The organism is Mesorhizobium sp. USDA 4132 (assembly GCF_056279545.1).
Genome location: NZ_JBWCCP010000001.1, coordinates 4,495,192 through 4,519,026, shown reverse-complemented (window position 1 = coordinate 4,519,026; position 23,835 = coordinate 4,495,192). Strand labels below are relative to the sequence as shown.

17 protein-coding genes are annotated in these 23,835 nt (G+C 61.7%); 9 read left to right on the top strand and 8 right to left on the bottom strand.

What is annotated here, in order from left to right; all coding sequences use genetic code 11:
• The first annotated feature begins 11 nt into the window (after positions 1 to 11).
• Positions 12 to 1,964, top strand: coding sequence for an acetate--CoA ligase (gene acs, locus ACZ9IU_RS22370; protein ID WP_038547318.1), 1,953 nt, complete (start codon positions 12 to 14; stop codon positions 1,962 to 1,964).
• A 56-nt stretch (positions 1,965 to 2,020) separates the two neighbouring features.
• A complete protein-coding gene (locus ACZ9IU_RS22365) occupies positions 2,021 to 2,278 on the top strand; it encodes a hypothetical protein (protein WP_366518548.1) in 258 nt (85 codons plus the stop codon).
• A gap of 14 nt (positions 2,279 to 2,292) precedes the next feature.
• Here ACZ9IU_RS22365 and ACZ9IU_RS22360 read toward each other — a convergent pair whose 3' ends face one another.
• Entirely contained in the window at positions 2,293 to 2,739 is a 447-nt protein-coding gene (locus ACZ9IU_RS22360; RefSeq protein WP_038547312.1) for a thermonuclease family protein, read from the bottom strand.
• A 49-nt stretch (positions 2,740 to 2,788) separates the two neighbouring features.
• Positions 2,789 to 3,007: a DUF1674 domain-containing protein gene (locus tag ACZ9IU_RS22355; protein ID WP_038547309.1), complete on the bottom strand. Its 219-nt coding sequence runs from the start codon at positions 3,005 to 3,007 to the stop codon at positions 2,789 to 2,791.
• A 123-nt stretch (positions 3,008 to 3,130) separates the two neighbouring features.
• Here ACZ9IU_RS22355 and htpX point away from each other — a divergent pair, with 123 nt between their 5' ends.
• The 4 genes from htpX to purH all read left to right on the top strand — a co-directional run bounded on the left by htpX (position 3,131) and on the right by purH (position 8,987).
• Complete coding sequence (gene htpX / locus ACZ9IU_RS22350; protein ID WP_038547307.1) at positions 3,131 to 4,093, top strand: zinc metalloprotease HtpX; 963 nt, start codon at positions 3,131 to 3,133, stop codon at positions 4,091 to 4,093.
• Positions 4,084 to 5,502, top strand: a complete 1,419-nt coding sequence (locus ACZ9IU_RS22345; RefSeq protein WP_080719243.1) for an RsmB/NOP family class I SAM-dependent RNA methyltransferase — start codon at positions 4,084 to 4,086, stop codon at positions 5,500 to 5,502. Before htpX ends, ACZ9IU_RS22345 begins: the two co-directional genes overlap by 10 nt.
• A 99-nt stretch (positions 5,503 to 5,601) precedes the next feature.
• On the top strand, positions 5,602 to 7,284 hold the full coding sequence (locus tag ACZ9IU_RS22340) for a heparinase II/III family protein (RefSeq protein WP_038547302.1): 1,683 nt from the start codon (positions 5,602 to 5,604) through the stop codon (positions 7,282 to 7,284).
• Between the two features lie 86 nt (positions 7,285 to 7,370).
• The gene (purH, locus tag ACZ9IU_RS22335; RefSeq protein WP_038547299.1) at positions 7,371 to 8,987 is read left to right on the top strand and encodes a bifunctional phosphoribosylaminoimidazolecarboxamide formyltransferase/IMP cyclohydrolase; all 1,617 of its coding nucleotides are present in this window, start codon (positions 7,371 to 7,373) and stop codon (positions 8,985 to 8,987) included.
• 202 nt (positions 8,988 to 9,189) lie between these two features.
• On the opposite strand, the gene ACZ9IU_RS22330 is transcribed toward purH, so the two are convergent.
• Together ACZ9IU_RS22330 and ACZ9IU_RS22325 are read right to left on the bottom strand one after the other, a co-directional pair.
• On the bottom strand, positions 9,190 to 10,572 hold the full coding sequence (locus ACZ9IU_RS22330) for an MFS transporter (protein ID WP_038547296.1): 1,383 nt from the start codon (positions 10,570 to 10,572) through the stop codon (positions 9,190 to 9,192).
• Between the two features lie 34 nt (positions 10,573 to 10,606).
• Positions 10,607 to 15,373 (bottom strand): NAD-glutamate dehydrogenase, encoded by a 4,767-nt coding sequence (locus tag ACZ9IU_RS22325; protein ID WP_038547293.1) that lies wholly within the window; start codon positions 15,371 to 15,373, stop codon positions 10,607 to 10,609.
• 175 nt (positions 15,374 to 15,548) lie between these two features.
• Between ACZ9IU_RS22325 and pdxY the strand changes: the two genes are divergently transcribed.
• Together pdxY and ACZ9IU_RS22315 are read left to right on the top strand one after the other, a co-directional pair.
• Positions 15,549 to 16,421 carry a pyridoxal kinase PdxY gene (gene pdxY / locus ACZ9IU_RS22320; RefSeq protein WP_038547291.1) on the top strand — a complete coding sequence of 291 codons (873 nt, stop codon included), beginning with the start codon at positions 15,549 to 15,551 and terminating at the stop codon, positions 16,419 to 16,421.
• Positions 16,422 to 16,491: 70 nt separating this feature from the next.
• Positions 16,492 to 17,166: a carbonic anhydrase gene (locus tag ACZ9IU_RS22315; RefSeq protein ID WP_038547289.1), complete on the top strand. Its 675-nt coding sequence runs from the start codon at positions 16,492 to 16,494 to the stop codon at positions 17,164 to 17,166.
• A gap of 37 nt (positions 17,167 to 17,203) precedes the next feature.
• Here the strand turns inward: ACZ9IU_RS22315 and ACZ9IU_RS22310 are convergent, their stop codons facing one another.
• A complete protein-coding gene (locus ACZ9IU_RS22310) occupies positions 17,204 to 18,016 on the bottom strand; it encodes a lytic murein transglycosylase (RefSeq protein WP_038547286.1) in 813 nt (270 codons plus the stop codon).
• Between the two features lie 203 nt (positions 18,017 to 18,219).
• On the bottom strand, positions 18,220 to 19,254 hold the full coding sequence (locus tag ACZ9IU_RS22305) for an aspartate-semialdehyde dehydrogenase (RefSeq protein WP_038549857.1): 1,035 nt from the start codon (positions 19,252 to 19,254) through the stop codon (positions 18,220 to 18,222).
• Positions 19,255 to 19,757: 503 nt separating this feature from the next.
• On the opposite strand from ACZ9IU_RS22305, the gene ACZ9IU_RS22300 reads away from it, so the two are divergent.
• Positions 19,758 to 21,641: an MFS transporter gene (locus ACZ9IU_RS22300; RefSeq protein ID WP_038547283.1), complete on the top strand. Its 1,884-nt coding sequence runs from the start codon at positions 19,758 to 19,760 to the stop codon at positions 21,639 to 21,641.
• A 94-nt stretch (positions 21,642 to 21,735) separates the two neighbouring features.
• Here the strand turns inward: ACZ9IU_RS22300 and lpxE are convergent, their stop codons facing one another.
• Together lpxE and leuB are read right to left on the bottom strand one after the other, a co-directional pair.
• Positions 21,736 to 22,551 carry a lipid A 1-phosphatase LpxE gene (gene lpxE, locus ACZ9IU_RS22295; protein WP_038547280.1) on the bottom strand — a complete coding sequence of 272 codons (816 nt, stop codon included), beginning with the start codon at positions 22,549 to 22,551 and terminating at the stop codon, positions 21,736 to 21,738.
• A 135-nt stretch (positions 22,552 to 22,686) separates the two neighbouring features.
• Positions 22,687 to 23,796: a 3-isopropylmalate dehydrogenase gene (gene leuB / locus ACZ9IU_RS22290; RefSeq protein ID WP_038547277.1), complete on the bottom strand. Its 1,110-nt coding sequence runs from the start codon at positions 23,794 to 23,796 to the stop codon at positions 22,687 to 22,689.
• Between the last annotated feature and the right edge of the window lie 39 nt (positions 23,797 to 23,835).

The following is a 23,835-nucleotide window of genomic DNA, read 5'->3' as shown; positions in this document are numbered from 1 at the left end:
GGGAGGTGTTCATGTCGGAAAAAGTCTACCCGGTTCTCAAGTCCGCCAAAGCGAAAGCGCTCATCGACAAGGATAGATACGAGAAGTGGTACGAGGAGAGCGTCGAGGATCCGGACAAGTTCTGGGGCAAACACGGCAGGCGCATTGACTGGTTCAAGCCCTATACCAAAGTCAAGAACACGTCCTTCAAGGGCAAGGTCTCGATCAAATGGTTCGAGGACGGTCTGACCAACGTTTCCTACAACTGCATCGACCGGCACCTGAAGACCCATGGTGAGCGCACCGCGCTGATCTGGGAGGGCGACAACCCCTATATCGACAAGAAGATCACCTATAACCAGCTTTACGATCAGGTCTGCCGGCTGGCCAACGTCTTGAAGAAACACGGCGTCAAGAAGGGCGACCGCGTCACCATCTACATGCCGATGATCCCCGAAGCGGCCTATGCGATGCTCGCCTGCGCCCGTATCGGCGCGGTACATTCGGTCGTGTTTGGCGGGTTTTCGCCGGAAGCGCTGGCCGGACGTATCATCGACTGCCAGTCTACCTTCGTGATCACCTGCGACGAGGGCGTCCGCGGTGGCAAGCCGGTGCCGCTCAAGGACAATACCGATACGGCGATCCACATCGCGGCCCGCCAGCACGTGATCGTTAACAAGGTCGTGGTGGTGCGCCGCACTGGCGGCAAGACCGGCTGGGCGCCTGGCCGCGACCTCTGGTACCACCAGGAAATAGCCACTGTGAAGGAGCACTGCGAGCCGGCGAAGATGAAGGCGGAAGATCCGCTGTTCATCCTCTACACTTCGGGCTCGACCGGAAAGCCGAAGGGCGTGCTGCACACGACTGGCGGTTACCTCGTCTTCGCGGCGATGACCCACGAATATACGTTCGACTACCATGACGGCGACATCTACTGGTGCACGGCGGATGTGGGCTGGGTGACCGGCCATTCCTACATCGTCTACGGGCCGCTGGCGAACTGCGCCACCTCGCTGATGTTCGAAGGCGTGCCGAACTTCCCCGATCAAGGCCGTTTCTGGGAAATCATCGATAAGCACAAGGTCAACATCTTCTACACCGCGCCGACGGCGATCCGTTCGCTGATGGGTGCCGGCGACGAGTTCGTGAAACGCTCCTCGCGGACAAGCCTGCGCCTGCTTGGCACGGTCGGCGAACCGATCAACCCGGAAGCCTGGGAATGGTATTACAACGTGGTCGGCGACAAGCGCTGCCCGGTCGTCGATACCTGGTGGCAGACGGAAACCGGCGGCCACATGATCACCCCGCTGCCGGGTGCCACCGACCTGAAGCCGGGTTCGGCCACCAAACCGTTCTTCGGCGTGAAGCCCGAACTGGTGGATAACGAGGGCAAGGTGCTGGAAGGCGCGGCCGACGGCAATCTCTGCATCGCGGACAGCTGGCCGGGCATGATGCGCACGCTCTACGGCGACCACGACCGCTTCATCCAGGCCTATTTCTCCACCTACAAGGGGAAATATTTCACCGGCGACGGCTGCCGGCGGGACGAGGACGGTTATTACTGGATTACCGGCCGCGTCGACGACGTGCTGAACGTCTCCGGTCACCGGCTCGGCACGGCGGAAGTGGAATCGGCGCTCGTCTCACACAATCTCGTGTCGGAAGCGGCGGTCGTCGGTTATCCGCACAATATCAAGGGCCAGGGCATCTATTGCTACGTGACCCTGATGTCCGGCCACGAAGGCAGCGACGCGCTGCGCCAGGAACTGGTGAAGCATGTGCGCCAAGAGATCGGCCCGATTGCCCAGCCGGACAAGATCCAATTCGCGCCCGGCCTGCCAAAAACCCGTTCCGGCAAGATCATGCGCCGCATCCTGCGCAAGATCGCCGAGGACGACTTTGGCTCGCTGGGGGATATCTCGACGCTCGCTGATCCGGGCGTGGTGGACGATCTGATCGCCAACCGCCAGAACAAGGCGGGCTGATTGAACTTAAAGGCTGCTCGGGAAACCGGGCGGCCTTTTCAGCATCCGAGACGGGATTGGATTTCTTCGACTTGGTCGCGCGCGCGGCAGACGTTTTCGCAAGGAATGCCATCCTTATCGGCATCCGCCCGACGATAGCCGTCACACCAGATTTTCACGGCTTCTTCGCAGCTGTCGACTTCCTTGCAGGTCTTTGCTTCGGCAACCGAGGCAGCGAAACCAGCTATAAACAGGACAGAAATAGTGAGTCGCTTCATACTTACCCCCGCCGTAACGGTAGGTTTGCGACGTCTCTAAAGCAAGCAACCACTTAAATCTCAAGATTGCGCTAGCCTGCTTCGCAGACTTCGCGCGGCTTGCGTCCGCCGTCATAGGGCTGCACGAGGCCCGCGAGCAGCAGGTCGCCGCCGGCGCTGCGGCCATCGGAGAGCACGACGTCAGCGACGATGCGACCGTAATATTTATCGCCGGAAATATGGGTGAGCTGAATTTTACGTGATTGGGCGGTCAGCGCTTCGAGCGCCCGTTGGGCATCGAGGCCCGCCTCGCGGAGCCGCTCGCATTTCGATTTCAACTCCGGCGCGTCAATGCCCCGAATACGCACATAAACTTCCATCTTCTGCTGCGGCCAGGGCTGCGCTTCGACCAGCAGCGTATCGCCGTCGATGACCCGCAGGATTTCCGCCGTCACCGGCCCCGAGATTTCGTCACGCGCTTCAACTCCGGTGGTGAAGACCGCGGCGATGCCAGTGAGAATCAGAAGGGGCTTGATCATGGAAAGGAATAAATTCCGATCCATGGAGGAAGTCAATAGGAATATTTACTTAGAAATCGATCGCCCGGCCGTTGATCTCCCAGTCGCCGAAGCGGGCGGGGTCGGCGCCGCCGCGGCCGCCGAATTCTTCGGGCAGTTCGGCCTTGGCCGCTGCCTGGCGGCGTTCCTCGGCTTCCTTGAGGGCACGCTCGGCAGCTGGAGTAAGCGGTTTCCTGGGAGCTTCCTCTTCCGGGGCGGTTTCCGAATTGTCGTTATCTGCGTTCTGCATCTTGGGCTTCGCCGGGTGGATTATTGAAAACTCTGGGTGAATTGACCACATCATAAGGCGTTCGCGCCTGGGGGAAAACCCTTTAAAGGCCTTTGGGCGATATCGGCAACGGGAGAGATGACGATGAATGTAATGCGCACCGCCATGCTTCTGGCCTTCATGACGGCCCTGTTCATGGGGATCGGCTTCCTGATCGGCGGCACGGGCGGCATGATGATCGCGCTGGTGATCGCTGCCGGCATGAACCTGTTTTCCTACTGGAATTCCGACAAGATGGTGCTTTCGGCCTATCATGCGCAGGAAGTGGATGCGCGCAGTGCGCCGGAATTCTACAACATGATCCGCGATCTTTCGGCCAATGCCGGCCTGCCGATGCCAAAAGTCTATGTCTACGACAATCCGCAGCCGAACGCCTTTGCGACCGGCCGCAACCCGCAGAACGCCGCCGTTGCGGCTTCCACCGGGCTGATGCAGCGGCTGACGCACGAGGAAGTGGCGGGGGTGATGGCGCATGAGCTCGCGCATATCCAGAACCGCGATACGCTGACCATGACGATCACCGCGACGCTTGCCGGCGCGATTTCGATGCTCGGCAATTTCGCCTTTTTCTTCGGCGGCAATCGCGAAAACAACAATCCGCTCGGTTTCGTCGGCGTGCTGGTGGCGATGATCGTCGCTCCGTTCGCGGCGATGCTGGTGCAGATGGCGATCAGCCGGACGCGCGAATATTCGGCCGACCGTCGCGGCGCCGAGATCTGCGGCAATCCGCTGTGGCTTGCCTCCGCACTCGGCAAGATCGCCGGTGCGGCGCATCAGATCCCGAACTACGAAGCCGAACGCAATCCGGCGACGGCGCATATGTTCATCATCAACCCGCTGTCGGGCGAGCGCATGGACAACCTGTTCTCGACTCACCCGGACACCGGGAACCGTATCGCCGCGCTTCAGCAGATGGCCGGTGAGTTCCGCAACGGTGCCTCGACGGCCGGGTTCCAGGCTGATAGACCGCAGCGCACCGCGCGCTCCGTTCCGAATACCGGTTGGGGCCGCGGCTCGGATGAACCGCGTAAAGGTCCCTGGTCTTGAACGAAGACAAGAAGAACAAGAAGCCATACAAGCCATCGGGCAAACCAGCCGAACAGCGCAGGAGACCGGCTCACTCGGAGCGCGAAAGCGGCCCCTTCAAGGCGGGCTTCGAAGTTCGTGTCACGGCCGCCAAGTTGCTGGCGGCTGTCATCGATCGCAAGATTTCGCTCGACGGCATGCTCGACCTCGTCCACGGCAATCCGGCCTATCGGGCGCTCAGCGATGCCGACCGGGCGCTGACACGCGCCATTCTCAATACAGCGCTTCGTCATCTGCCGCGCATCGAGGCGGCGATCGCGTCGCTGATCGACACGCCGCTGCCGGAAGGCGCTCGGGCGCTTCACCATGTGCTAGTGATCGCTGCCGCGCAGATCCTGCATCTCGACGTGCCGCCGCATGCGGCCGTCGACCTTGCGGTCGAACAGGCCAACCGTGATCCGCGCAACCGCCGTTTCGCCAAGCTGGTGAATGCGGTCCTGCGCCGGATGGACCGGGAAAAGGACGAGATCCTTGCCGCGACCGCAACGATTTCCCCGGTACCGGCATGGTTCCGCAAGCGCTTGGTCGCCCTCTATGGCGAGGCGGAGGCGGATCGTATCGCCGAGGCCCAGCTTGTTCCGGCAGCTATCGACCTGACGGTCAAATCCGATCCAGCCGCCTGGGCGGAAAAGCTCGGCGGTACGGTTCTGCCGACCGGCAGCATTCGCCTGACGGCCTTCGATGGTGCGGTTTCCGCGCTCGAAGGGTTCGATGAGGGTGTCTGGTGGGTGCAGGATGTTGCAGCCAGCATTCCGGCAAAGCTGTTCGGCGATCTGAAGGGCAAGAAGGTCGCAGATCTCTGCGCGGCGCCCGGTGGCAAGACTGCGCAGCTGATTGCGGCCGGTGCGGAGGTGATCGCGGTCGAGCAATCCGTCAACCGGTTGGCACGGCTCAAGGAAAATCTTGGGCGGCTCGGTTACGAGGCGGAGCTGGTCGGCGGCGACCTTTTCGAATTCAAGCCGGCAGAGTTGCTGGACGGCGTGCTGCTGGACGCGCCCTGCTCCTCGACCGGCACGACGCGCCGGCATCCGGACGTGCTCTGGACCAAGGGACCGGAGGATGTGGCGAAGCTCGCAGCCCTCCAGGAAAAGATGCTGCGCCACGCCGTCACGCTGGTGAAACCGGGCGGCACTATCGTTTTCTCCAATTGCTCGCTCGATTCGCTGGAGGGGGAGGAACTGGTCGTGCGCGTGCTCAAGGACCATCCCGAATTGAAACGGGTGGCCGTCAATCCTGAGGACTGGCCGGGGCTGGAAGGGGCGATCTCGCCGCTCGGCGAATTTCGCACCACGCCTGCGATGCTGCCCGCCCGCGAAAATTTTGTGGGCGGCATGGATGGCTTCTTCGCAAGCGTGCTCCAGGTCCGGTAAGGCTTTCTTCACCATACGGACCGATACTTTCGAACAATCTAATAGTTGATTCCCGCCGGCGGGGCGGAGGCTGATTCCTGCGGAGTGTCCAGATTGAAGATGCGGCTCGCGGATCGCCGGAGGCTTTTGTCCTTCGGCTTGCGGGAAATCTGGCGGCGCCTTTGCCGGCGTTCCGCCGGATTCCGCTTGGCCGTGACCTCGTTTTCCATGCAGGTGCCGGATCGGCTGATTGTCGCGCCGACGGATCTGCGGGCGCTCGACCCGTTCGTGGCGGAGGAAATCCTGGAAGGTCGGTTCCCGCTCGCGGGACGGATACTCGAAACCTATGGCCAATCGCCGTTCTCCGTCGAGCTGCCGTCCCGGGCGGCGGCGGAGCGGCTGCATTCGTTTGCCTGGCTGCGTCATATCCGCACCAACAAGACGGAAGCCGCCTGTGCCGGCGCCCGTCAGGTGGTCGCCGACTGGATCGCGCTTTATGGCCGAGATCCGCAAGGCATTGCCTGGGAGGCGCATGTCGCGGCGGAACGGGTGATCGCCTGGCTTTCCCATTCGACGGTGGTGCTGCAGGGCGCAGAGGCCGGCTTCTACCGCCGTTTCATGAAAAGCCTCGCCTACCAGGTCCGTTATCTGAGAAAGATAGCCGGCTGCACGCCGGAGGGCGATACGCGGCTGAGGCTCAGGATCGCGCTTGCCATGGCCTCGATCTCGATGCCGACGCGGGCTGCCTATATCCGTCGTGAGGGCAGACGGCTGGATCGGGAGCTGGAACGTCAGATCCTTGCCGATGGCGGGCATGTGTCCCGCAATCCACGTGCGGTGCTCGACCTACTGATTGATCTCCTGCCGCTTCGCCAGACCTATATCAATCTCGGCCACGACCTGCCGCAAAAACTCATCCCCACGATCGACCGAATGTATCCGGCGCTGCGCTTCTTTCGCCATCAGGACGGGGATCTGGCGCTTTTCAACGGTGCGAGCTCGACGCCGGCGAGCGAGCTGATGTCGGTGCTGCGCTACGACGAGACCGCCGGCAAGCCGTTCAAGGCGCTGCCGCACATGAACTATCATCGCCTCTCGGCGGACGGCACGACGCTGATCGTCGATACCGGCCGTCCGCTTTCTCCGGGTCTTTCCCGCGGCGCGCATGCGGGTTGTCTTTCCTTCGAGATGTCGGCCGGTCGGCATCGTTTCATCGTCAATTGCGGCTCGCCGAAATATGCAGGACGGAACTACCGGCACATGGCCCGCTCGACCCCCGCCCATTCGACGGTGACGCTCAATGAGACATCGTCCAGCCGCATCATCCGGTCCCGCTTCGCAGGTTCCATGCTGCTCGGCGGCGTTTCGGAGGTGGAGGTGGAGCGCTGGGACGACATGCATGGCAATGACTGGCTGCGCGCCAGCCATGACGGTTATGTCCATCAGTTAGGTTATTTCCACGAGCGTGAAATCGGCCTCAATGCGAAGGGCAACAAGATCAAGGGACATGACCGGCTTTTCCTGCCCGAGGGCGAAGCGCCCGATAACGAGGCTCTCCTGGCGGTTGCGCGTTTCCACATCCATCCCGTCATCAACCTTTCGCGACGGGACGAGGAGAGCGTCACCATGCGTGCGCCTGATGGCGAGACCTGGATCTTTGCGGCACCGGGGCTTCAGGTGATGATCGACGAGGATATCTTTTTTGCCGACGTCTCCGGGGTGCGGCCGAGTCAGCAGCTGGTCATCGAGTTTTCTCCGCCGGAGACCTCGGAAATACGCTGGATGCTGAGACGCGGCGAATAGGCCGTTTCTTCTTCTGCCAAGCTGTGCTAACGGGCGGCGATCTTACCTTTGCGCCGGGTCCCGCGGCGCGTTTCCAGGAGAGACCGATGGCCGTCGTTTCCAAGAAAATCCCCGCTCCCGATCGCATCAGGATTCGCACCGCACTGCTCTCGGTCTCCGACAAGACCGGTATCATCGAGCTTGCCCAGGCGCTCACCGAGCAGGGCGTGAAGCTGCTGTCGACGGGTGGTACCCACAAGGCGATCGCTGCCGCCGGTCTCGCCGTGACGGACGTATCGGAAGTCACCGGTTTTCCGGAAATTATGGATGGCCGGGTGAAGACGCTGCATCCGACGGTGCATGGCGGTCTGCTGGCGATCCGCGACGATGCGGAACATGTCGCGGCGATGAAGGAACACGGCATCGAGGGCATCGATCTTGCCGTCATCAACCTCTATCCGTTCGAGGAGGTGCGCGCCGCTGGCGGCGACTACCCGACGACGGTCGAAAATATTGATATCGGCGGTCCGGCGATGATCCGCGCGTCGGCCAAGAACCATGCCTATGTGACCACCGTTACCGATCCTTCCGACTATCCTGCCCTCATCGAGGCGCTGCGTTCGAACGATGGCCAGACCGTCTATGCCTTCCGCCAGAAGCTCGCGGCGAAGGCCTATGCCCGCACCGCCGCCTACGACACGGCGATCTCGAACTGGTTTGCGGAAGCGCTTGACATCGAAATTCCCCGCTACCGGACGATCGGCGGGGTGCTGAAGGAAGAGATGCGCTACGGCGAGAACCCGCACCAGAGCGCCGGCTTCTACGTGACCGGTGAAAACCGCCCCGGTGTCGCGACCGCAAAACTGCTGCAGGGCAAGCAGCTCTCCTACAACAATATCAACGACACCGACGGCGCTTTCGAGCTGATTGCCGAGTTCTCGCCCGAAAAGGCGCCGGCCTGCGCGATCATCAAGCACGCCAACCCCTGCGGCGTGGCGACCGGCCCAAGCCTCAAGGAAGCTTATCTGCGGGCGCTCGCCTGCGATTCCACCTCGGCCTTCGGCGGCATCATCGCGGTCAACCAGCTTTTGGACGCCGAGACGGCCGAGGAGATCGTCAAGCTGTTCACGGAAGTGATCATCGCGCCGGAAGTTTCCGATGAAGCCCAGGCGATCATCGCCGCCAAGAAGAACCTGCGTCTGCTGGTGACCGGTGGCCTGCCGGACCCGCGCTCGCGCGGGCTGACGGCGAAGACCGTTTCGGGCGGCCTGCTGGTCCAGACTCGCGACAACGGCATGGTCGAGGATATCGACCTGCGCGTCGTCACCAAGCGCGCGCCGTCGGCGACCGAACTCGAAGACATGAAGTTCGCCTTCAAGGTCGCCAAGCACGTGAAGTCGAATGCGGTCGTCTACGCCAAAAACGGCCAGACGGCCGGCATCGGTGCTGGCCAGATGAGCCGCATCGATTCCGCCCGCATCGCCGGCATCAAGGCGGAAGAGGCGGCCAGGGCAATGGGCTGGGCCGAGCCGATGACAAAGGGTTCCGCGGTCGCCTCGGAAGCGTTCTTCCCGTTCGCGGACGGCCTGCTGTCGGCCATTGCGGCCGGCGCCACGGCGGTTATCCAACCGGGTGGTTCGATGCGTGACGACGAGGTGATCGCCGCTGCCGACGAACATGGCGTGGCGATGGTGTTTACCGGAATGCGGCATTTCCGGCACTGATGTTGCTGGATGGTATGCTCTGAGCGTGCGGCGTGGGTCCTCGGGTCGAGCCCGAGGATGACGACGGAAAGGGTGTTTCGGGCTGCCCAAAGAGAGATTTGAGCGAGCTTCAACGTCCCCGGGCTTCCTTCATCGACCCCACGCACTCCGTCATCCTCGGGCTCGACCCGAGAATCCACATCCCAACCAGAAAGCTACCCGCCTACTTCCTGTTGGCCGGATACGGTGTCGCAAACAGCAACAGCAACCCGGCCACGAGGAAGATCAGCAGCGTTGCCATGCCGAGCCGGGCTGAACCGCTGGCATAGGTCATCACCGAGAAGAACAGGGTGGCGAGAAAGCTCGTTGCGCGGCCGGAGAGCGCGTAGATGCCGAAATAGCGGCCGGTCTCGGAAAGGCTGACGCTGCGGGCGAGATAGGACCTGGACGAAGCCTGGACGGGGCCGAAGGCGAGGCCGATCAGCAATCCGAACAGGATATAGGCTTTTTCGGCTGCGGTGCCGAACAGGCCGCCGCTGTCCTCTGCCGAAAGCGGCAGAAGGCCGAAGAAGACGAAGCCGGGGCCGGTGGAAATGATGCCGAGGGTTGCCACCAGCAACAGAACGAGGCTGATGATCACGACGATCTTCGAGCCGAGCAGGCGGTCGAGCCAGCCGGCGACGATGCAGCCGAAGATCGCCACGACGTTCAGGATGATGCCGTAGATGCCGATCTCGATCGTCGCCCAGCCGAACATGCCGGCTGCGAACGTGCCGCCGAGGATCAGCAGGCCGTTGACGCCGTCCTGGTAGAGCATGCGGGCGACCAGGAACCTGGTGATGCCGGTGCGCTGCCTCAGGTCCCGCAGCGTGCCGCTGAGCTCCCTTATGCCGGAGCGGACCGCCGCGGCGAGCGGCAGACCTTTCTTGGCATCGGGCGTGAAGAAGAACATCGGCAGGATAAAGAGAAAATACCAGAAGGCCGAGATCGGCCCGGTGATGCGCGCGTCTTCGCCGAGATGCGGGTCGAGGCCAAAAAGCGGGGGGATGCCGATCAACGTTTTGCCGCTTTCGGGATTGGCGGCGAGCAGCGCCACGACGGCGATCAGTACGATCATGCCGCCGAGATAACCGAGCCCCCAGGCGACGTTGGAAATGCGGCCGACATCGTCCTTGGAGACCAGCCGCGGCATCATCGAATCGTTGAAGACGGTCGAAAATTCCGCGGCGATCGACGCGAAGATCATGAAGATCATCGGCCAGATGATCGGCGAGCCGGGTGCCGCGAACCAGAGGGCCGAAACACAAATGATCTTGATCACCGCAAAAAAGGCGATCCAGGGTTTCCGCGGACCGGCCTGATCGGCGATCGAGCCGAGGACCGGGGAGAAGACGGCGATGACCAGCGACGAGATCGTCGCCATATTGCTCCACGCCGCCTGCGCCGAGACGGGATCCTCGGTCAGCCGCGCAACGAAATAGGGACCGAAGATGAAGGTGGTGACGACGGTAAAAAACGGCTGGGCTGCCCAATCGAAGAACATCCAGCCCCAGATGCCGCGCCGGCTCGTTCTCACCGGCGCATCGTCCACATCAATAATGGCCATTTTTCCCCCGGATCAGCCAGTTCGGTCCGTTGTCCTACATCGCCCGACCGTGCGCAAGATCGCTGAGGAGACCGGCCGCGACGGTGATCTTCGGAAGCGTCAGTTCACCGCTTTCGCTCAAGGTCACCAGTTCGGCGCCGATGCGGTTCACTCGCACCCGATCGCCGCCGACCCAGGCTTCCAGCGGCTTTTTCTCCTTCGGATGGGCAGTCATCGCGGCGATGACGATGTCGCGGCGCGCCGAGGCGAGCTGCTGCAGGCTGCGGGAGAGCGCCAGGCTCTCATAGTGTTCCGAGGTGCTGATGCGTTCGCCTGCGCCGATCAGCCGGTTGATGCGGAAGGTTTCGGTAACAGTGAAATAGCTCTCGGTGGCGCGCGCCATGGTTTCGCCGGTACGGTCGGCGATCAGCATGATCTCCGGCACCAGGACCAGCGTCGACAGCAACAGGATTTCACGGGCAAGCGATGCCGGTATGCCCTGCGCTTCGAGTTCCGAGGCGCGGGCTGCGGTTTCCACGAAATCTTCGCCCGCGAGCGACGAGCGCAGCCCCTTGATCGCGGCCTTGAGGCGGCTCATCGCGCCGTCCACATCACCGCTGCCGACCTGCGTCTGCAGGATGAGGCGGGTCGCTTCCGCGAAGGTCTCGGTGGTGCGGGCGTAGAGATCGTTCTGCAGCTGGCCGGGGATTTTTCCATCCAGCGCATCGATCTCGGCCCAGAGCTTGGGAAGTTCGAAGCCGTCGCGGGCAAGGAAGGCGGCCTTGACGACATTCGCCGCCGTAGCGCCGGTCATGTCGCTCATCTGCTGCACGAAGCCCGGGCCGCCGCGGTTGATCGCCTCGTTGGCAAGCGTGGTGGCGACGATTTCACGGTGCAGGCGGTGGGACTGGATGTCAGCCGCATAAGTCTTCTGCATCTTGGCCGGGAAATAGGCTTTCAGGACGGCTGAGAAATACGGATCGTCGGGCAGGCTGCTTTCGATCAGGGCGTCGAACAGGACGATCTTCGAATAGGAGAGCAACACGCCGATTTCCGGTCGGGTCAGCGGTCGGCCAGAGGAATAACGCTCGGCAAGCTCCGCGTCGTCGGGCAGGGTTTCGACCTTGCGGTTGAGCTGGCCGTGCGATTCCATCACGGACATCAGCCTTGAAAGCTCCTCGCGGTTGCCGGTGCCCTTGCGTTCGGTCAGTGAGATCGACAGCGGCTGCAGGTAGTTGTTGCGCAGAACCAGATGGCCGACTTCCTCGGTCATCGAGGCGAGAAGCTGGTTGCGTTTGTCGCGGGTCAGGCGGCCGTCCTGCATTGCCGAATTGAGGGCGATCTTGATGTTGACCTCGACGTCGGAGCAGTTAACGCCGGCGGAATTGTCGATCGCGTCGGAATTGCAGCGCCCGCCGTTCAGGGTATAGGCGATGCGGCCCTTCTGGGTCATGCCGAGATTGGCGCCTTCGCCAATGACGCTGGCGCGCACCTCGGCCGCGGTGATGCGGATCGGGTCGTTGGCGCGGTCGCCGACCTCCGTATCGGTCTCGGAGGCCGCCTTGACATAGGTGCCGATGCCGCCGAACCAGAGAAGGTCGACCGGGCTTTTCAGGATCGCGGTCATGATCTCGAAAGGCGTTGCGGTCGTCTTGTCGATGCCGATCGCGGCCGCTGCCTGCTTGGTGAGCTTGACAGACTTCTCCGAGCGGGAAATGACCATCGCTCCTTCGGAAAGGGTCGACTTGTCGTAATCCTGCCAGCTCGAGCGGGGCAGGGCGAACATGCGTTCGCGCTCGGCGAAGGACTTTTCGATATCCGGATCCGGATCGATGACGATATCGCGATGGTCGAAGGCCGCGATGAGCCGGATCTTTCGCGATAGCAGCATGCCATTGCCGAAGACGTCGCCGGACATGTCGCCGACGCCGGCGACTGTGAACGGCGTCGTCTGGATGTCGATGTCCTTCTCGCGGAAATGCCGTTTCACGGCCTCCCAGGCACCGCGGGCGGTGATGCCCATCTTCTTGTGGTCGTAACCGACCGAACCGCCGGAAGCGAAGGCATCATCCAGCCAGAAGCCGGCTTCCTGGGCCAGGCCGTTGGCGGTATCGGAGAAGGTCGCCGTACCCTTGTCGGCGGCAACCACGAAATAGGGGTCGTCGCCATCGAGGCGGATCGTATCCGGCGGCCCGACGATGTCGGCGCCGACGATATTGTCAGTGATCGACAGGAGGGTGCGGATGAAGGTTTTGTAGGCTTCCCGGCCGGCATTGAAGAACGCGTCACGCGCGCTCGCCGGCGGCAGCATCTTCGGGAAGAAGCCGCCCTTGGCGCCGACCGGCACGATGACGGCGTTCTTGACCTGCTGTGCCTTTACGAGGCCGAGGATTTCCGTGCGGTAATCCTCGCCGCGGTCCGACCAGCGCAGCCCGCCGCGGGCGACCTTGCCAAAGCGCAGATGCACACCTTCGACCTCGGTGCCGTAGACGAAGATTTCACGGAAGGGCCGGGGCTCCGGCAGTCCGTCCAGCAGCTTCGGATCGAGCTTGAAGGCGAACATCCGATGCGGTGCACCACTGGCGTCGCGCTGGAAGTAGTTGGTCCTGAGCGTGGCATCGACCGCATTGACGAAACGACGAAGCGTCCGGTCCTCGTCGAGGTTGGGCACGTTGCCGAGCGCCTCCTCGATCTCCGCGTGATGGTCGGTGAGTTTCTTGACACGGGCCTTCTCAGTGATCTTCGGGTCGAAACCGTCGCGGAAGAGGCGGAAGATAGCGGCTGATATGGCCGGGTATTTCACCAGCGTATCGCCGATATAGGCCTGCGAATAAACGATGCCAGTCTGGCGCAGATAACGGGAGTATGCACGCAGCACCGTGACTTCGCGGGCCGACAGGCCGGCCAGCAGAACCAGCCGGTTGAAGCCGTCATTGTCGATCAGGCCTTCGAAGGCGGAGAGGAAGGCTTCCTCGAGAGCCGGGCCTTCGCGGGACAGGTCGACCTCGCGCCCGTCGCCGAGCTGCAGTTCCATGTCGTGGAGGACGACTTGGCTGCGGTCGTTTTCCGGCCCCACCTGGATTTCGAACGTCTGCTCGCTGACGGCGTGGAAACCGAGATTTTCGAGGAGCGGCACCCGGCGGGAGAGCGACAGATGCCGGTCCTTGTGGAAGATCTTCAGCGATACGGTGTTGGCAGGGTCGCCGGGCCGGCGATAGAAGGCGATGCGGATCGTTTCGCCGGCCGCACATGCGGCAATGTCGGGCAGGTCGGCAAAGGTTTCCTCGGGCGAGAAAGCTTCCTGGAAGGCCTGGGTGACGGAGAGCCGCGGCCCCTTCTCCGCAAGCGCTGCGAAGCGGTCCTCCCAGGGCGTGGCGATGAGCCGGATCGCTTCTTCGAGCTTGGCTTGTGCGATCCTCGGGGTCTTGCCACCGCGCCGGCCGATGATCATGTGGACGCGGGCGACGCCACCCTCCGGGAAAGCCGGATAATAGGCGGAGACGTGGCCTTCATAGGCCTTGGTCAGGTAGTCGCCGACCTTCTCGCGGACGAGGGAATTGTAGTCCTCGCGAGGCACATAAACGATCACCGAGACGAAACGGTCGAAATGGTCGATGCGCGGCAGGACCCGGACGCGCGGACGCTCGCTCAGTTCCATGATCTGCTCGCAGAAGCGGGCCAGCAGATCGACATCGATCTGGAAGAGGTCGTCACGCGGATAGGATTCGAGCGTGTTTTCCAGCATGCGGCCGGAATGGCTGTCGGGATCGAAGCCGAACTGCTCCTCCACCCGGCCGGTCTTGGCGCGCAGGAGAGGGATGTCGCGCACGGAGTGGGTATAGGCGGTGGCCGTGAAAAGACCGACGACGCGCAGCTCGCCGACCACTTCGCCCTTTTCGTCGAAGCGCTTGACGCCGACATAATCCATATAGGCGCGGCGGTGCACTACGGATTTCACGTTCGCCTTGGTGACAATCAGGAAATCGGGGCCGTCGAGGAACTCGAGGATTTCCGGGGTGGTCGTCACCGCGTCCTTGCCCTGGCGCAGCACCAGCACATCCGGATCGGAGAGGATGCCGAGACCGCGGCCCTTGCCGCGTTCAACCTTGGCCTCCGTGCCCTTGCCGGAATAGACGTATTCGCGCATGCCGAGGAAGGTGAAGTTGTCGTCGCGCAGCCAGTCCAGGAAGGCGAGCGCCTCGTCGCGATCGGCCTTGCGGCGGCTTGTCGAATTGTTGAGCTGCTTGGCGGCGCCGTCCAAGACTTCCAGCATGGAGCCCCAGTCGGTGATCGACAGATGAACCTGATCGAGAATGTAGCGGATGCGCTCGGTGAGCGAAGCGGCCTGTTCCTCGTTGAGCGGCGAAAGATGGATCTGGATGAGGCTCACATGATGAGCCGGGTTGCTGGGCTGTTCATTGGAGCGAAGCGCTGGTTCCTTGCCCGGCTCAACGACCAGGATCGGATGAACCGCCATGGTGAGGTCGCGGTGGGTGGCGGTCACCTCGCCCATGACCGAGTCGAACAAGAAGGGCATGTTGCGGTCTACGACGGTCAGCACCGAGACCGGAATTCCGTCCGGCTCGACGCCGGGGACCGGTTCGACCGTGATGTCGGCCCGAATCCGGGTCCAGGCCATCAGCCGCTCGGCTGCATGATTGGCGGAAAGCGCCAGCATTTCCGGCGTGTAGCTTTCGAGGTCGTCAGTGCTGGCCCGGGCGAACAGGATGAGCGGGTCGAGATGCGGCCCCTTGCTCGCAGCAACGATCTTGCGCGCACTTTCGATCTGTTTTTCCCGTTTCGGATTCTGCCTGACGGCCATGTCCCTCTCCCCTTTTTCCGTGCCCGCACGGAATAAATTAGCTTTGTGTCATCACGCGGCAACGTGGCTGATCCATGTCAAGCGACACTACACGTTTCATTCTTCCGTGAAGCCTTGTTGACATGCGGCGGCGAAGAAACGATCAACAGGGCCATCGTAGCCGGAAACCGATCTCATGCAGGATACCAGCAGTGCCGTCCTCGTCATCTCCAGTCATGTCGTGCGCGGCTCGGTCGGCAATCGTGCCGCCGTCTTCGCGCTCGAGACGCTGGGGTTCCCCGTCTGGGCAATGCCGACCGTCGTCCTCCCCTGGCATCCCGGTCACGGACCCTCTACACGGCTGACCTTTCCCGAATCAGATTTCGACAAGGCTATAGACGATCTTATTCGCGCGCCATGGCTCGGAGAAGTGAAGGCGGTGCTGACCGGTTATTTCGGCAATGCCGCCCAGCCGCGTTCGGTGGCGCGGCTGATAAGGGCGCTGAAGGAGAAAAACCCGGACCTTCTCTATGTCTGCGATCCCGTCATGGGCGATCTCGGCGGTCTCTATATCCCGCAGCCGACGGCAGAGGCGATCCGCGACGAACTCATTCCGCTGGCAACGATCGCCACCCCGAACCGTTACGAACTCGCCTGGCTTTCCGGCGCGCCGCTTGAAACCAACAACGATATCATGGATGCCGCAATCGCGCTCGGGCCGCCGCGCATCCTGGTGACTTCGGCCGTGCCGATGATGGCGGGCGGTACCGGCAATCTTTACCTGACGGGCAAACACGCGCTGCTTGCCGAACACCGGCTGATAGACAATCCGCCAAACGGGTTGGGGGACCTGTTGGGAGCCCTGTTCCTGGGGCGGATCCTTGCCGGCATGGACGAGGAAAAGGCGCTGCAGCTGGCTACCGCGAGCGTTTTCGAGGTCTTGGCGCGCACGGCCAAGCGCGGCGGCGACGAGCTGACACTGGAGACCGACGCGTCCAGCCTCTCCACTCCCATGGCGATGGTGCAGATGCGCCGGCTCGTGCATCCGTTGCAGCGCACCAAGCGGTAATCGGCATCGGAAGTTCGCAGATGCACAATGGCCGTTGATCTTCGCTCGGCGGCGCTATAATCGTTGTTCCATGACGGATTTTCCAGCCAAACTTCTGGCGGGCTACCGCAACTTCATGAGCGGGCGCTATAGCGATGAACGCGAGCGCTACCGCGTGTTGGCGGAGACCGGGCAGAACCCCCACACCCTTCTCATCGCCTGTTGCGATTCCCGTGCCGCACCGGAAACCATTTTCGACTGCGGTCCGGGCGAACTCTTCGTCGTCCGCAACGTCGCCAACATGGTCCCGCCTTTTGAACCGGACGGCCAGTTCCATGCCACTTCGGCGGCGTTGGAATATGCGGTCGAGGTTTTGGAAATCGACAATATCGTGGTGATGGGTCACGGCCGTTGCGGCGGTATCCGAGCGGCACTGGATCCGACCATGTCGCCGCTTTCTCCCGGCGATTTCATCGGCCGCTGGATGGCGCTGGTCAAACCGGCCGCCGAACAGATCCAGAGCAACGAGTTCATGACCCAGGCCGAGCGGCAGACAGCGCTGGAACGGGTGTCGATCCGCAATTCGATCGCCAACCTGGAAACGTTCCCGTTCGTCAAAAAACGCGGAGAGAAAGGCGAACTCAGCGTTCACGGCGCCTGGTTCGACATCTCAAGCGGCGAATTGTGGATTATGGACAGCAAGGGCGACTTCGTCCGTCCGGACCTTACCGAACTGCCCGTTCAGGCCGAACAAGCGTCGGCCTGAATTTTTCAGGTGAAGCGAAACTTCACTGCCGGCGGGCTTATTGGCCGTCGATCTGTGCGCCCATATAGGCGATCGCCTGCTGATAGACGGTTGCGGCGTTCCAGCCCTGGATAGCAACGAAGTTCGGCTGACCCGGCTGGTAACCGGCACCGGCTCTCCAGCCGTGTCCTTTGAGGAAGTTGGCGGTCGAGGCAAGCGCATCGGCACGCGACCGGACCATGTCGATATGGCCGTCGCCGTCGCCGTCGGCTCCGTAGCGGACAACGTTCAGCGGCAGGAACTGGGTCTGGCCGATTTCGCCGTGGGCAGCGCCACGGGCTGTGACGCTCAGATCACCTCGGCCGACCAGCTCAAGCGCAGCATAAAGCTGTTCGGTGAAATAGGCGGAGCGGCGGCAATCGTAAGCGAGCGTCGCGACGGCGGAAAGCGTATGCTGATCACCCATGAAGCTGCCGAAGCCGGTTTCCATGCCCCAGATGGCGATGATCGGGCCGGCCGGCACGCCGAAGCGGCGCTCGATCTGCGCAAAAAGCGCGGCATTGCCGGACTTCATGCCTTTGCCGCGGGAGATAATGGCAGCCCCGCCGCGCTTCTTCATGAAGTCGTCGAATGAGAGTTTGAAGCTTTTCTGGCCGCGATCGGCGCTGATGGTCGGGCGATTGTAGGAGACGCCCGAAAAGGCCTTTTCGACGACCGAAGGATTGACGCCGTTCGACGGCGCAACCCGTTTGAACTCCTCGACCCAGCGGGCAAAACCGGATGAATCGTTGCCGCATTGGAGCGCGGCAAGCGCCGGACTAGCGGTCATGAAACCGGTTGCGATCAATCCTGCCAGCAAAATCTTCTTCATGCGGTCAAACCCGTCCCCGAGAACCGGATCGCTCGGCCAGAAGCGTCCGGATAATGTGCATTGTTTCGGCCTTATGGCGGCGGTTGCAAACAATCGCAACTCATCCGTTCATGAATAGTTCGTGATATGGGTGATTCGACAGAAAAACCCCGCCATTTCTGACGGGGTTTCTATCGGAACATGCTTAATAAATTTATTATCTATCAGGCAGCAACCTTGCGCGGCTTGATCAGGCCGCGATTGACAAGCAACTCGGCGATCTGGATGGCGTTGAGCGCCGCGCCCTTACGCAGGTTGTCGGAAACGACCCAGATGTTGAGACCGTTTTCCACCGTCGCATCCTCACGGATGCGGGAAATGTAGGTGGCGTCCTCGCCGGCGCATTCATAGGGCGTGATGTAACCGCCGTTCTCGTGCTTGTCGATGACGAGGCAGCCCGGAGCTTCGCGGAGAATGTCACGGGCCTGATCGGCGGTGATCTCGTTTTCGAATTCGATATTGACCGCTTCCGAATGACCGATGAAAACGGGAACGCGCACGGCAGTGCAGGTCACTCTGATCTTCGGATCGAGGATCTTCTTGGTTTCGGCCAAGACCTTCCACTCTTCCTTCGTATAGCCGTCTTCCATGAAGCTATCGATATGCGGGATGACGTTGAAGGCGATGCGCTTGGTGAACTTCTTGGATTCGACCGGATCGGCCACGAAGACGGCGCGGGTCTGGGTGAAGAGCTCGTCCATGCCTTCCTTGCCGGCGCCGGAAACCGACTGGTAGGTCGAGACGACGACACGCTTGATCTTGGCAAAGTCGTGCAGCGGCTTCAGGGCAACGACGAGCTGTGCGGTCGAGCAATTCGGGTTGGCGATGATGTTGCGCTTGGTGAAACCGGAGATCGCATCGGGGTTCACTTCCGGAACGATCAGCGGAACGTCCTGATCGTAACGCCAGGCGGAAGAGTTATCGATGACGACGCAGCCCTGGGCGCCGATCTTCGGCGACCACTTCTTGGAAACCTCGCCGCCTGCCGACATCAGGCAGATATCGGTGTCGGAAAAGTCGTAGTTTTCCAGATTGGAAACCTTCAGCGTCCGGTCGCCGAACGAAACTTCGGTTCCCTGGCTACGGGCGGATGCCAGCGCCACGACTTCGTCGACCGGGAAGCCGCGCTCGGAAAGGATCGTTAGCATTTCCCTGCCGACATTGCCGGTTGCACCGGCGACTGCGATCTTGAAACCCATTTTTTTGCTCTCTTTCTGTCTCTCCTCGTTTCCGGTGAGGGGGAAGCCGCGGTTGAAGTCGCGGAATTCCTTGTCCCCGGCCATCCGGGGAGAGAGCGGCGGCCAGAGACGTCAGACGGTTTTCGTCGTCGTTTTGGCCTTGGTTTTGAAGAAAGCGGAAAAACACGCCCGCTGCGCAGCTTGGATAGCCGGCAGTGCGGAGGCAGCGATGTCGAATTCGCAGGCGCGCATGTGGGTGTCTTCCCGTTCGCGAAGGTGTTTAGAAGATTTTTGCAATGAGTCAAGCGATGCTAACTCGATTGCTGCGCTGCATTGACCTCATGCCGCGCTGCGGCATCCGTGGTGCACGGTGCGCGCGATATTAGACGAAAGTCATAATCCCAAAGCATCCCTCTTCTTGAGCCTTGAATTCTGTCAATCTGCGATAATGCGTCGCCGTGCCCAAGCCCAGGAGGAACGGGCCCGGAGTCGGCACGCGAGTTTTATCTTGAGGGAGGACGATAATGGCAAATGTCGCAACGGGGGTCGGCGTGAAGGCCGGACCGATGACGCGGGAGGAGAAGAAAGTCATCTTCGCTTCTTCGCTCGGCACCGTATTCGAATGGTACGATTTCTATCTCTATGGTTCACTCGCCACCTATATCGGCGCGACCTTTTTCACCCAGTATCCGGAAGCAACGCGTAACATCTTCACGCTGCTCGCGTTCGCTGCGGGCTTCCTGGTCCGCCCCTTCGGCGCGCTGGTATTTGGTCGCCTGGGCGACCTCGTCGGCCGGAAATACACCTTCCTTGTGACCATTCTGATCATGGGCATGTCGACCTTCCTGGTCGGTATCCTGCCGGGTGCCGCCACGATCGGCATCGCAGCCCCGATCATCCTGATCGCCCTGCGCCTCCTGCAAGGCCTTGCGCTTGGTGGCGAATATGGCGGTGCCGCGACCTATGTGGCCGAACATGCGCCCCATGGGCGACGTGGCTATTTCACCTCGTGGATACAGACGACCGCGACACTCGGCCTCTTCCTGTCGCTGATCGTCATCGTCTTCGTCCAGTGGCTCATGGGTGCCACCGCGTTTGCGGCATGGGGCTGGCGCATTCCGTTCCTTGTTTCCGTCATCCTGCTCGGGGTTTCCGTCTGGATCCGCCTGAAGATGAACGAGTCACCGGCATTCCAGAAGATGAAGGCCGAGGGCAAGGGCTCCAAGGCTCCGCTGACGGAAGCCTTCGGCACCTGGCGCAACGCCAAGATCGCCATCATCGCGCTTCTCGGCGCGACCATGGGCCAGGCCGTCGTCTGGTATGGCGGCCAGTTTTATGCACTGTTCTTCCTGCAGAACGTGCTGAAGGTGGATCTCCTGTCGGCCAATATCATGGTCGCGATCGCGCTCTTCCTCGGCACACCGTTCTTCGTCATCTTCGGCGGGCTTTCCGACAAGATCGGCCGCAAGCCGATCATCATGGCCGGCCTGCTGATTGCGGCGGTCACCTACTTCCCGCTTTTCAAGGCGATGACCTCGATGGCGAACCCGGCACTTGCCGAAGCCCAGGCGACGATCAAGGCGACTGTCACGGCCGATCCGGCGGATTGCAAATTCCAGTTCAACCCGACCGGCACATCGAAGTTCACCAGCTCCTGCGATATCGCCACGTCGTTCTTGACCCGTAACTCGGTACCTTACGAAGTTGTCGTCGGTCCCACCGGCCAGCCGGCTACGGTGAAGATCGCCGGCAAGAGCGTCACCAGCTTTGACTCGGTTGCTGCCGGCGCCGATGCCGCAGCCAAACAGCGCGCCTTCGAAAAGGGCGTCAATGTTGCGCTTCACGATGCCGGTTACCCGCTAAGCCGCGGTGCGATCAAGGTGGCGGATTCCAAGCTCGACGCCTTCATCGCCGCCAATCCGGAACTTGCTCTCAATGCCGCCTCCGTTCGCGGCGGCGAAAAGGCGAGCGTTCCTGCGGCCGACCTCGTCAGCCAAAAGCTGCTGACCGCGGACGAAGCGAAGGGCGTCACCGACATGCCGGTCTATTCGATCGCCAAGGGCGGTGCGTTCACGATGGTGGCCGATCCGGCCCGGGTGAACTGGATCGGCACGATCGCCGTCCTCTTCGTTCTGGTCATCTATGTGACGATGGTCTACGGCCCGATCGCGGCCCTGCTGGTCGAACTCTTTCCGACCCGCATCCGGTATACCGGCATGTCGCTGCCTTACCACATTGGTAACGGCTGGTTCGGCGGCCTTCTGCCGGCAACGGCTTTTGCGATGAGCGCGGCCGCGGGCGATATCTACTATGGCCTCTGGTATCCGATTGTTTTCGCAGTCATCACTCTGGTGATCGGGCTGCTCTTCCTGCCGGAAACCAAGGATCGCGATATCCACGCGGAATAAGGGTTTCGTTCCCTGTTCGGGTTTGCGTCAGCAACCCCGCTAAAATGAAAAAGCCCGGCGCAGGCAACTGCGCCGGGCTTTTTTCATGAAGGGGTCATTGCTGTTTTACGTCCGTCTCCCGCTTCGGTGGCATGCCGCGCGGCGGGAAGGGTGTGTTTTTCCAGTCGGGACGTATCAGCAGGGGTATCGCCCGGCGCAGAACCGGCCAGCCGTCCGGCTCCTGCCGGAAAAGCAGCCCGTAACGGGAAAAGACGATTGCCATGATCACCGAGAACCAAGCGCCGAAGGAGAGGCCTGCAATCACATCGCTCGGATAATGGGCTCCGACGATGACGCGCGAAAAACCGAGCCAGAAGCTGATGATCAGAAAGAACAGGCGGTAGCGCGGAGCAAGCAGCGCCAGTGCCATCAGGAACGCGCCCACCGTGGTTGCGTGGCCGGAAGGGAAGCTTTCGAACCGAGAGCCGGAAAAAGGGCTGAAGCCGTGGAAACCCCATTGCTCGTAAAGTCCTGGCCGGGCGCGTCCGATGATACGCTTCACCAGGTTGGCGAGAAGGCCGGAACCGGCAACGGCCACAAAGATATAAGCCGCGACATGGCTGACCAGCATCGCCTGGAAGCGGGCTTTCAGGCCGGGTGCGAGCCGGATAACGGCGAGCGCTTCGAAAAACAGGAGCGCTGTCGCAAAAAGGATCCAGCCGGACGTGCCGAAATCGGTGATCGCCTTGCCGACCGGCAGCAGCACGTTGGGCGTATGGGCGGCATAGGAGCCGACGGGGGCATCGAGCAGGAAAAAGGCGATCAGGATCAGGTTGATCGTGACCAGCGCATAAGGCAGCCATCGCGGCGACGGCGGCCCGGATGGATGGCGATACCGCCGATGTTTCAGTTTTTCGATTGTCCGTTTCATCGGCCTCTGTCCGTGGCGCGGGATCGATCCCGCGCCGCTTTTTCCCATAGATTCCGCGATATGGGTAGCAGGATGCCGAACGCCAAATATGAAGGTGCCTTTCCGCCTTGGGCGGAAAGGCACCGATCGGTGTTATCAGGCGGAAAGGCCTACGAATTCCTTGAGGATCGCATCGCCCATTTCGGCGGTGCCGACCTTGCGGGCGCCTTCGGCCATGATGTCGCCGGTGCGGATACCCTGATCCAGCACGTTGGCGATGGCCTTTTCGAGGTTGTCGGCTTCCGTGACCATGTTGAAGGAGTAACGAAGGCACATGGCGAACGAAGCGATCATCGCAATCGGGTTGGCAACGCCGGTGCCGGCGATATCAGGCGCCGAACCGTGGACCGGCTCGTAAAGCGCCTTGCGCTTGCCGGTCTTGGCATCGGGTGCGCCGAGCGATGCGGACGGCAGCATGCCGAGCGAGCCGGTGAGCATCGCCGCGACGTCGGAGAGCATGTCGCCGAACAGGTTGTCGGTGACGATCACGTCGAACTGTTTTGGAGCACGGACCAGTTGCATGCCGCCGGCATCGGCCAGCATGTGTTCCAGCTTGACGTCTGAATATTTCGCCTTGTGCGTCTCGGTGACCACCTGGTTCCAGAGCACGCCCGACTTCATGACGTTGCGCTTTTCCATCGAGCAGACGGCATTCTTACGGGTGCGGGCAAGCTCGAAGGCGACGCCGGCAATGCGCTCGATTTCATACGTATCGTAGACCTGCGTATCGATGCCGCGCTTTTGGCCGTTGCCGAGGTCGACGATTTCCTTCGGTTCGCCGAAATAGACGCCGCCGGTCAATTCGCGGACGATCAGGATATCGAGGCCTTCGACCAGTTCCGGCTTCAGGGAGGAAGCGGAGCTAAGCGCCGGATAGCAGATGGCTGGACGCAGGTTGGCAAACAGTTCCATGTCCTTGCGCAGGCGAAGCAGGCCGGCTTCCGGACGGACTTCATAAGGAACCTGGTCCCATTTCGGGCCGCCGACGGCGCCGAAGAGAACGGCATCCGCGTTCATGGCCTTGCTCATGTCCCCTTCGGAGATCGCGGCGCCATGGGCATCGTAAGCGCAGCCGCCGACCAGCCCTTCGTCGAGGACGAAATCGGCCTTCATGGCGCTGTTCATATGGGCGATGATCTTGCGGACTTCGCCCATGGCCTCGGGGCCGATGCCGTCGCCGGGAAGGAGGAAGAGGTTCTTTGCCATATCGTTTGGTATCCTTGCGGGTTTTGCAGGCTCGCGTCC

Coding starts and splice junctions, on each gene's coding strand:
- ACZ9IU_RS22340 (WP_038547302.1), top strand. CDS start 5,602: ATGCGGCTCGCGGATCGCCGGAGGCTTTTGTCCTTCGGCTTGCGGGAA.
- leuB (WP_038547277.1), bottom strand. CDS start 23,796: ATGGCAAAGAACCTCTTCCTCCTTCCCGGCGACGGCATCGGCCCCGAG.
- pdxY (WP_038547291.1), top strand. CDS start 15,549: ATGCAGGATACCAGCAGTGCCGTCCTCGTCATCTCCAGTCATGTCGTG.
- lpxE (WP_038547280.1), bottom strand. CDS start 22,551: ATGAAACGGACAATCGAAAAACTGAAACATCGGCGGTATCGCCATCCA.
- ACZ9IU_RS22300 (WP_038547283.1), top strand. CDS start 19,758: ATGGCAAATGTCGCAACGGGGGTCGGCGTGAAGGCCGGACCGATGACG.
- ACZ9IU_RS22360 (WP_038547312.1), bottom strand. CDS start 2,739: ATGATCAAGCCCCTTCTGATTCTCACTGGCATCGCCGCGGTCTTCACC.
- purH (WP_038547299.1), top strand. CDS start 7,371: ATGGCCGTCGTTTCCAAGAAAATCCCCGCTCCCGATCGCATCAGGATT.
- ACZ9IU_RS22315 (WP_038547289.1), top strand. CDS start 16,492: ATGACGGATTTTCCAGCCAAACTTCTGGCGGGCTACCGCAACTTCATG.
- ACZ9IU_RS22305 (WP_038549857.1), bottom strand. CDS start 19,254: ATGGGTTTCAAGATCGCAGTCGCCGGTGCAACCGGCAATGTCGGCAGG.
- htpX (WP_038547307.1), top strand. CDS start 3,131: ATGAATGTAATGCGCACCGCCATGCTTCTGGCCTTCATGACGGCCCTG.
- acs (WP_038547318.1), top strand. CDS start 12: ATGTCGGAAAAAGTCTACCCGGTTCTCAAGTCCGCCAAAGCGAAAGCG.
- ACZ9IU_RS22310 (WP_038547286.1), bottom strand. CDS start 18,016: ATGAAGAAGATTTTGCTGGCAGGATTGATCGCAACCGGTTTCATGACC.
- ACZ9IU_RS22325 (WP_038547293.1), bottom strand. CDS start 15,373: ATGGCCGTCAGGCAGAATCCGAAACGGGAAAAACAGATCGAAAGTGCG.
- ACZ9IU_RS22355 (WP_038547309.1), bottom strand. CDS start 3,007: ATGCAGAACGCAGATAACGACAATTCGGAAACCGCCCCGGAAGAGGAA.
- ACZ9IU_RS22330 (WP_038547296.1), bottom strand. CDS start 10,572: ATGGCCATTATTGATGTGGACGATGCGCCGGTGAGAACGAGCCGGCGC.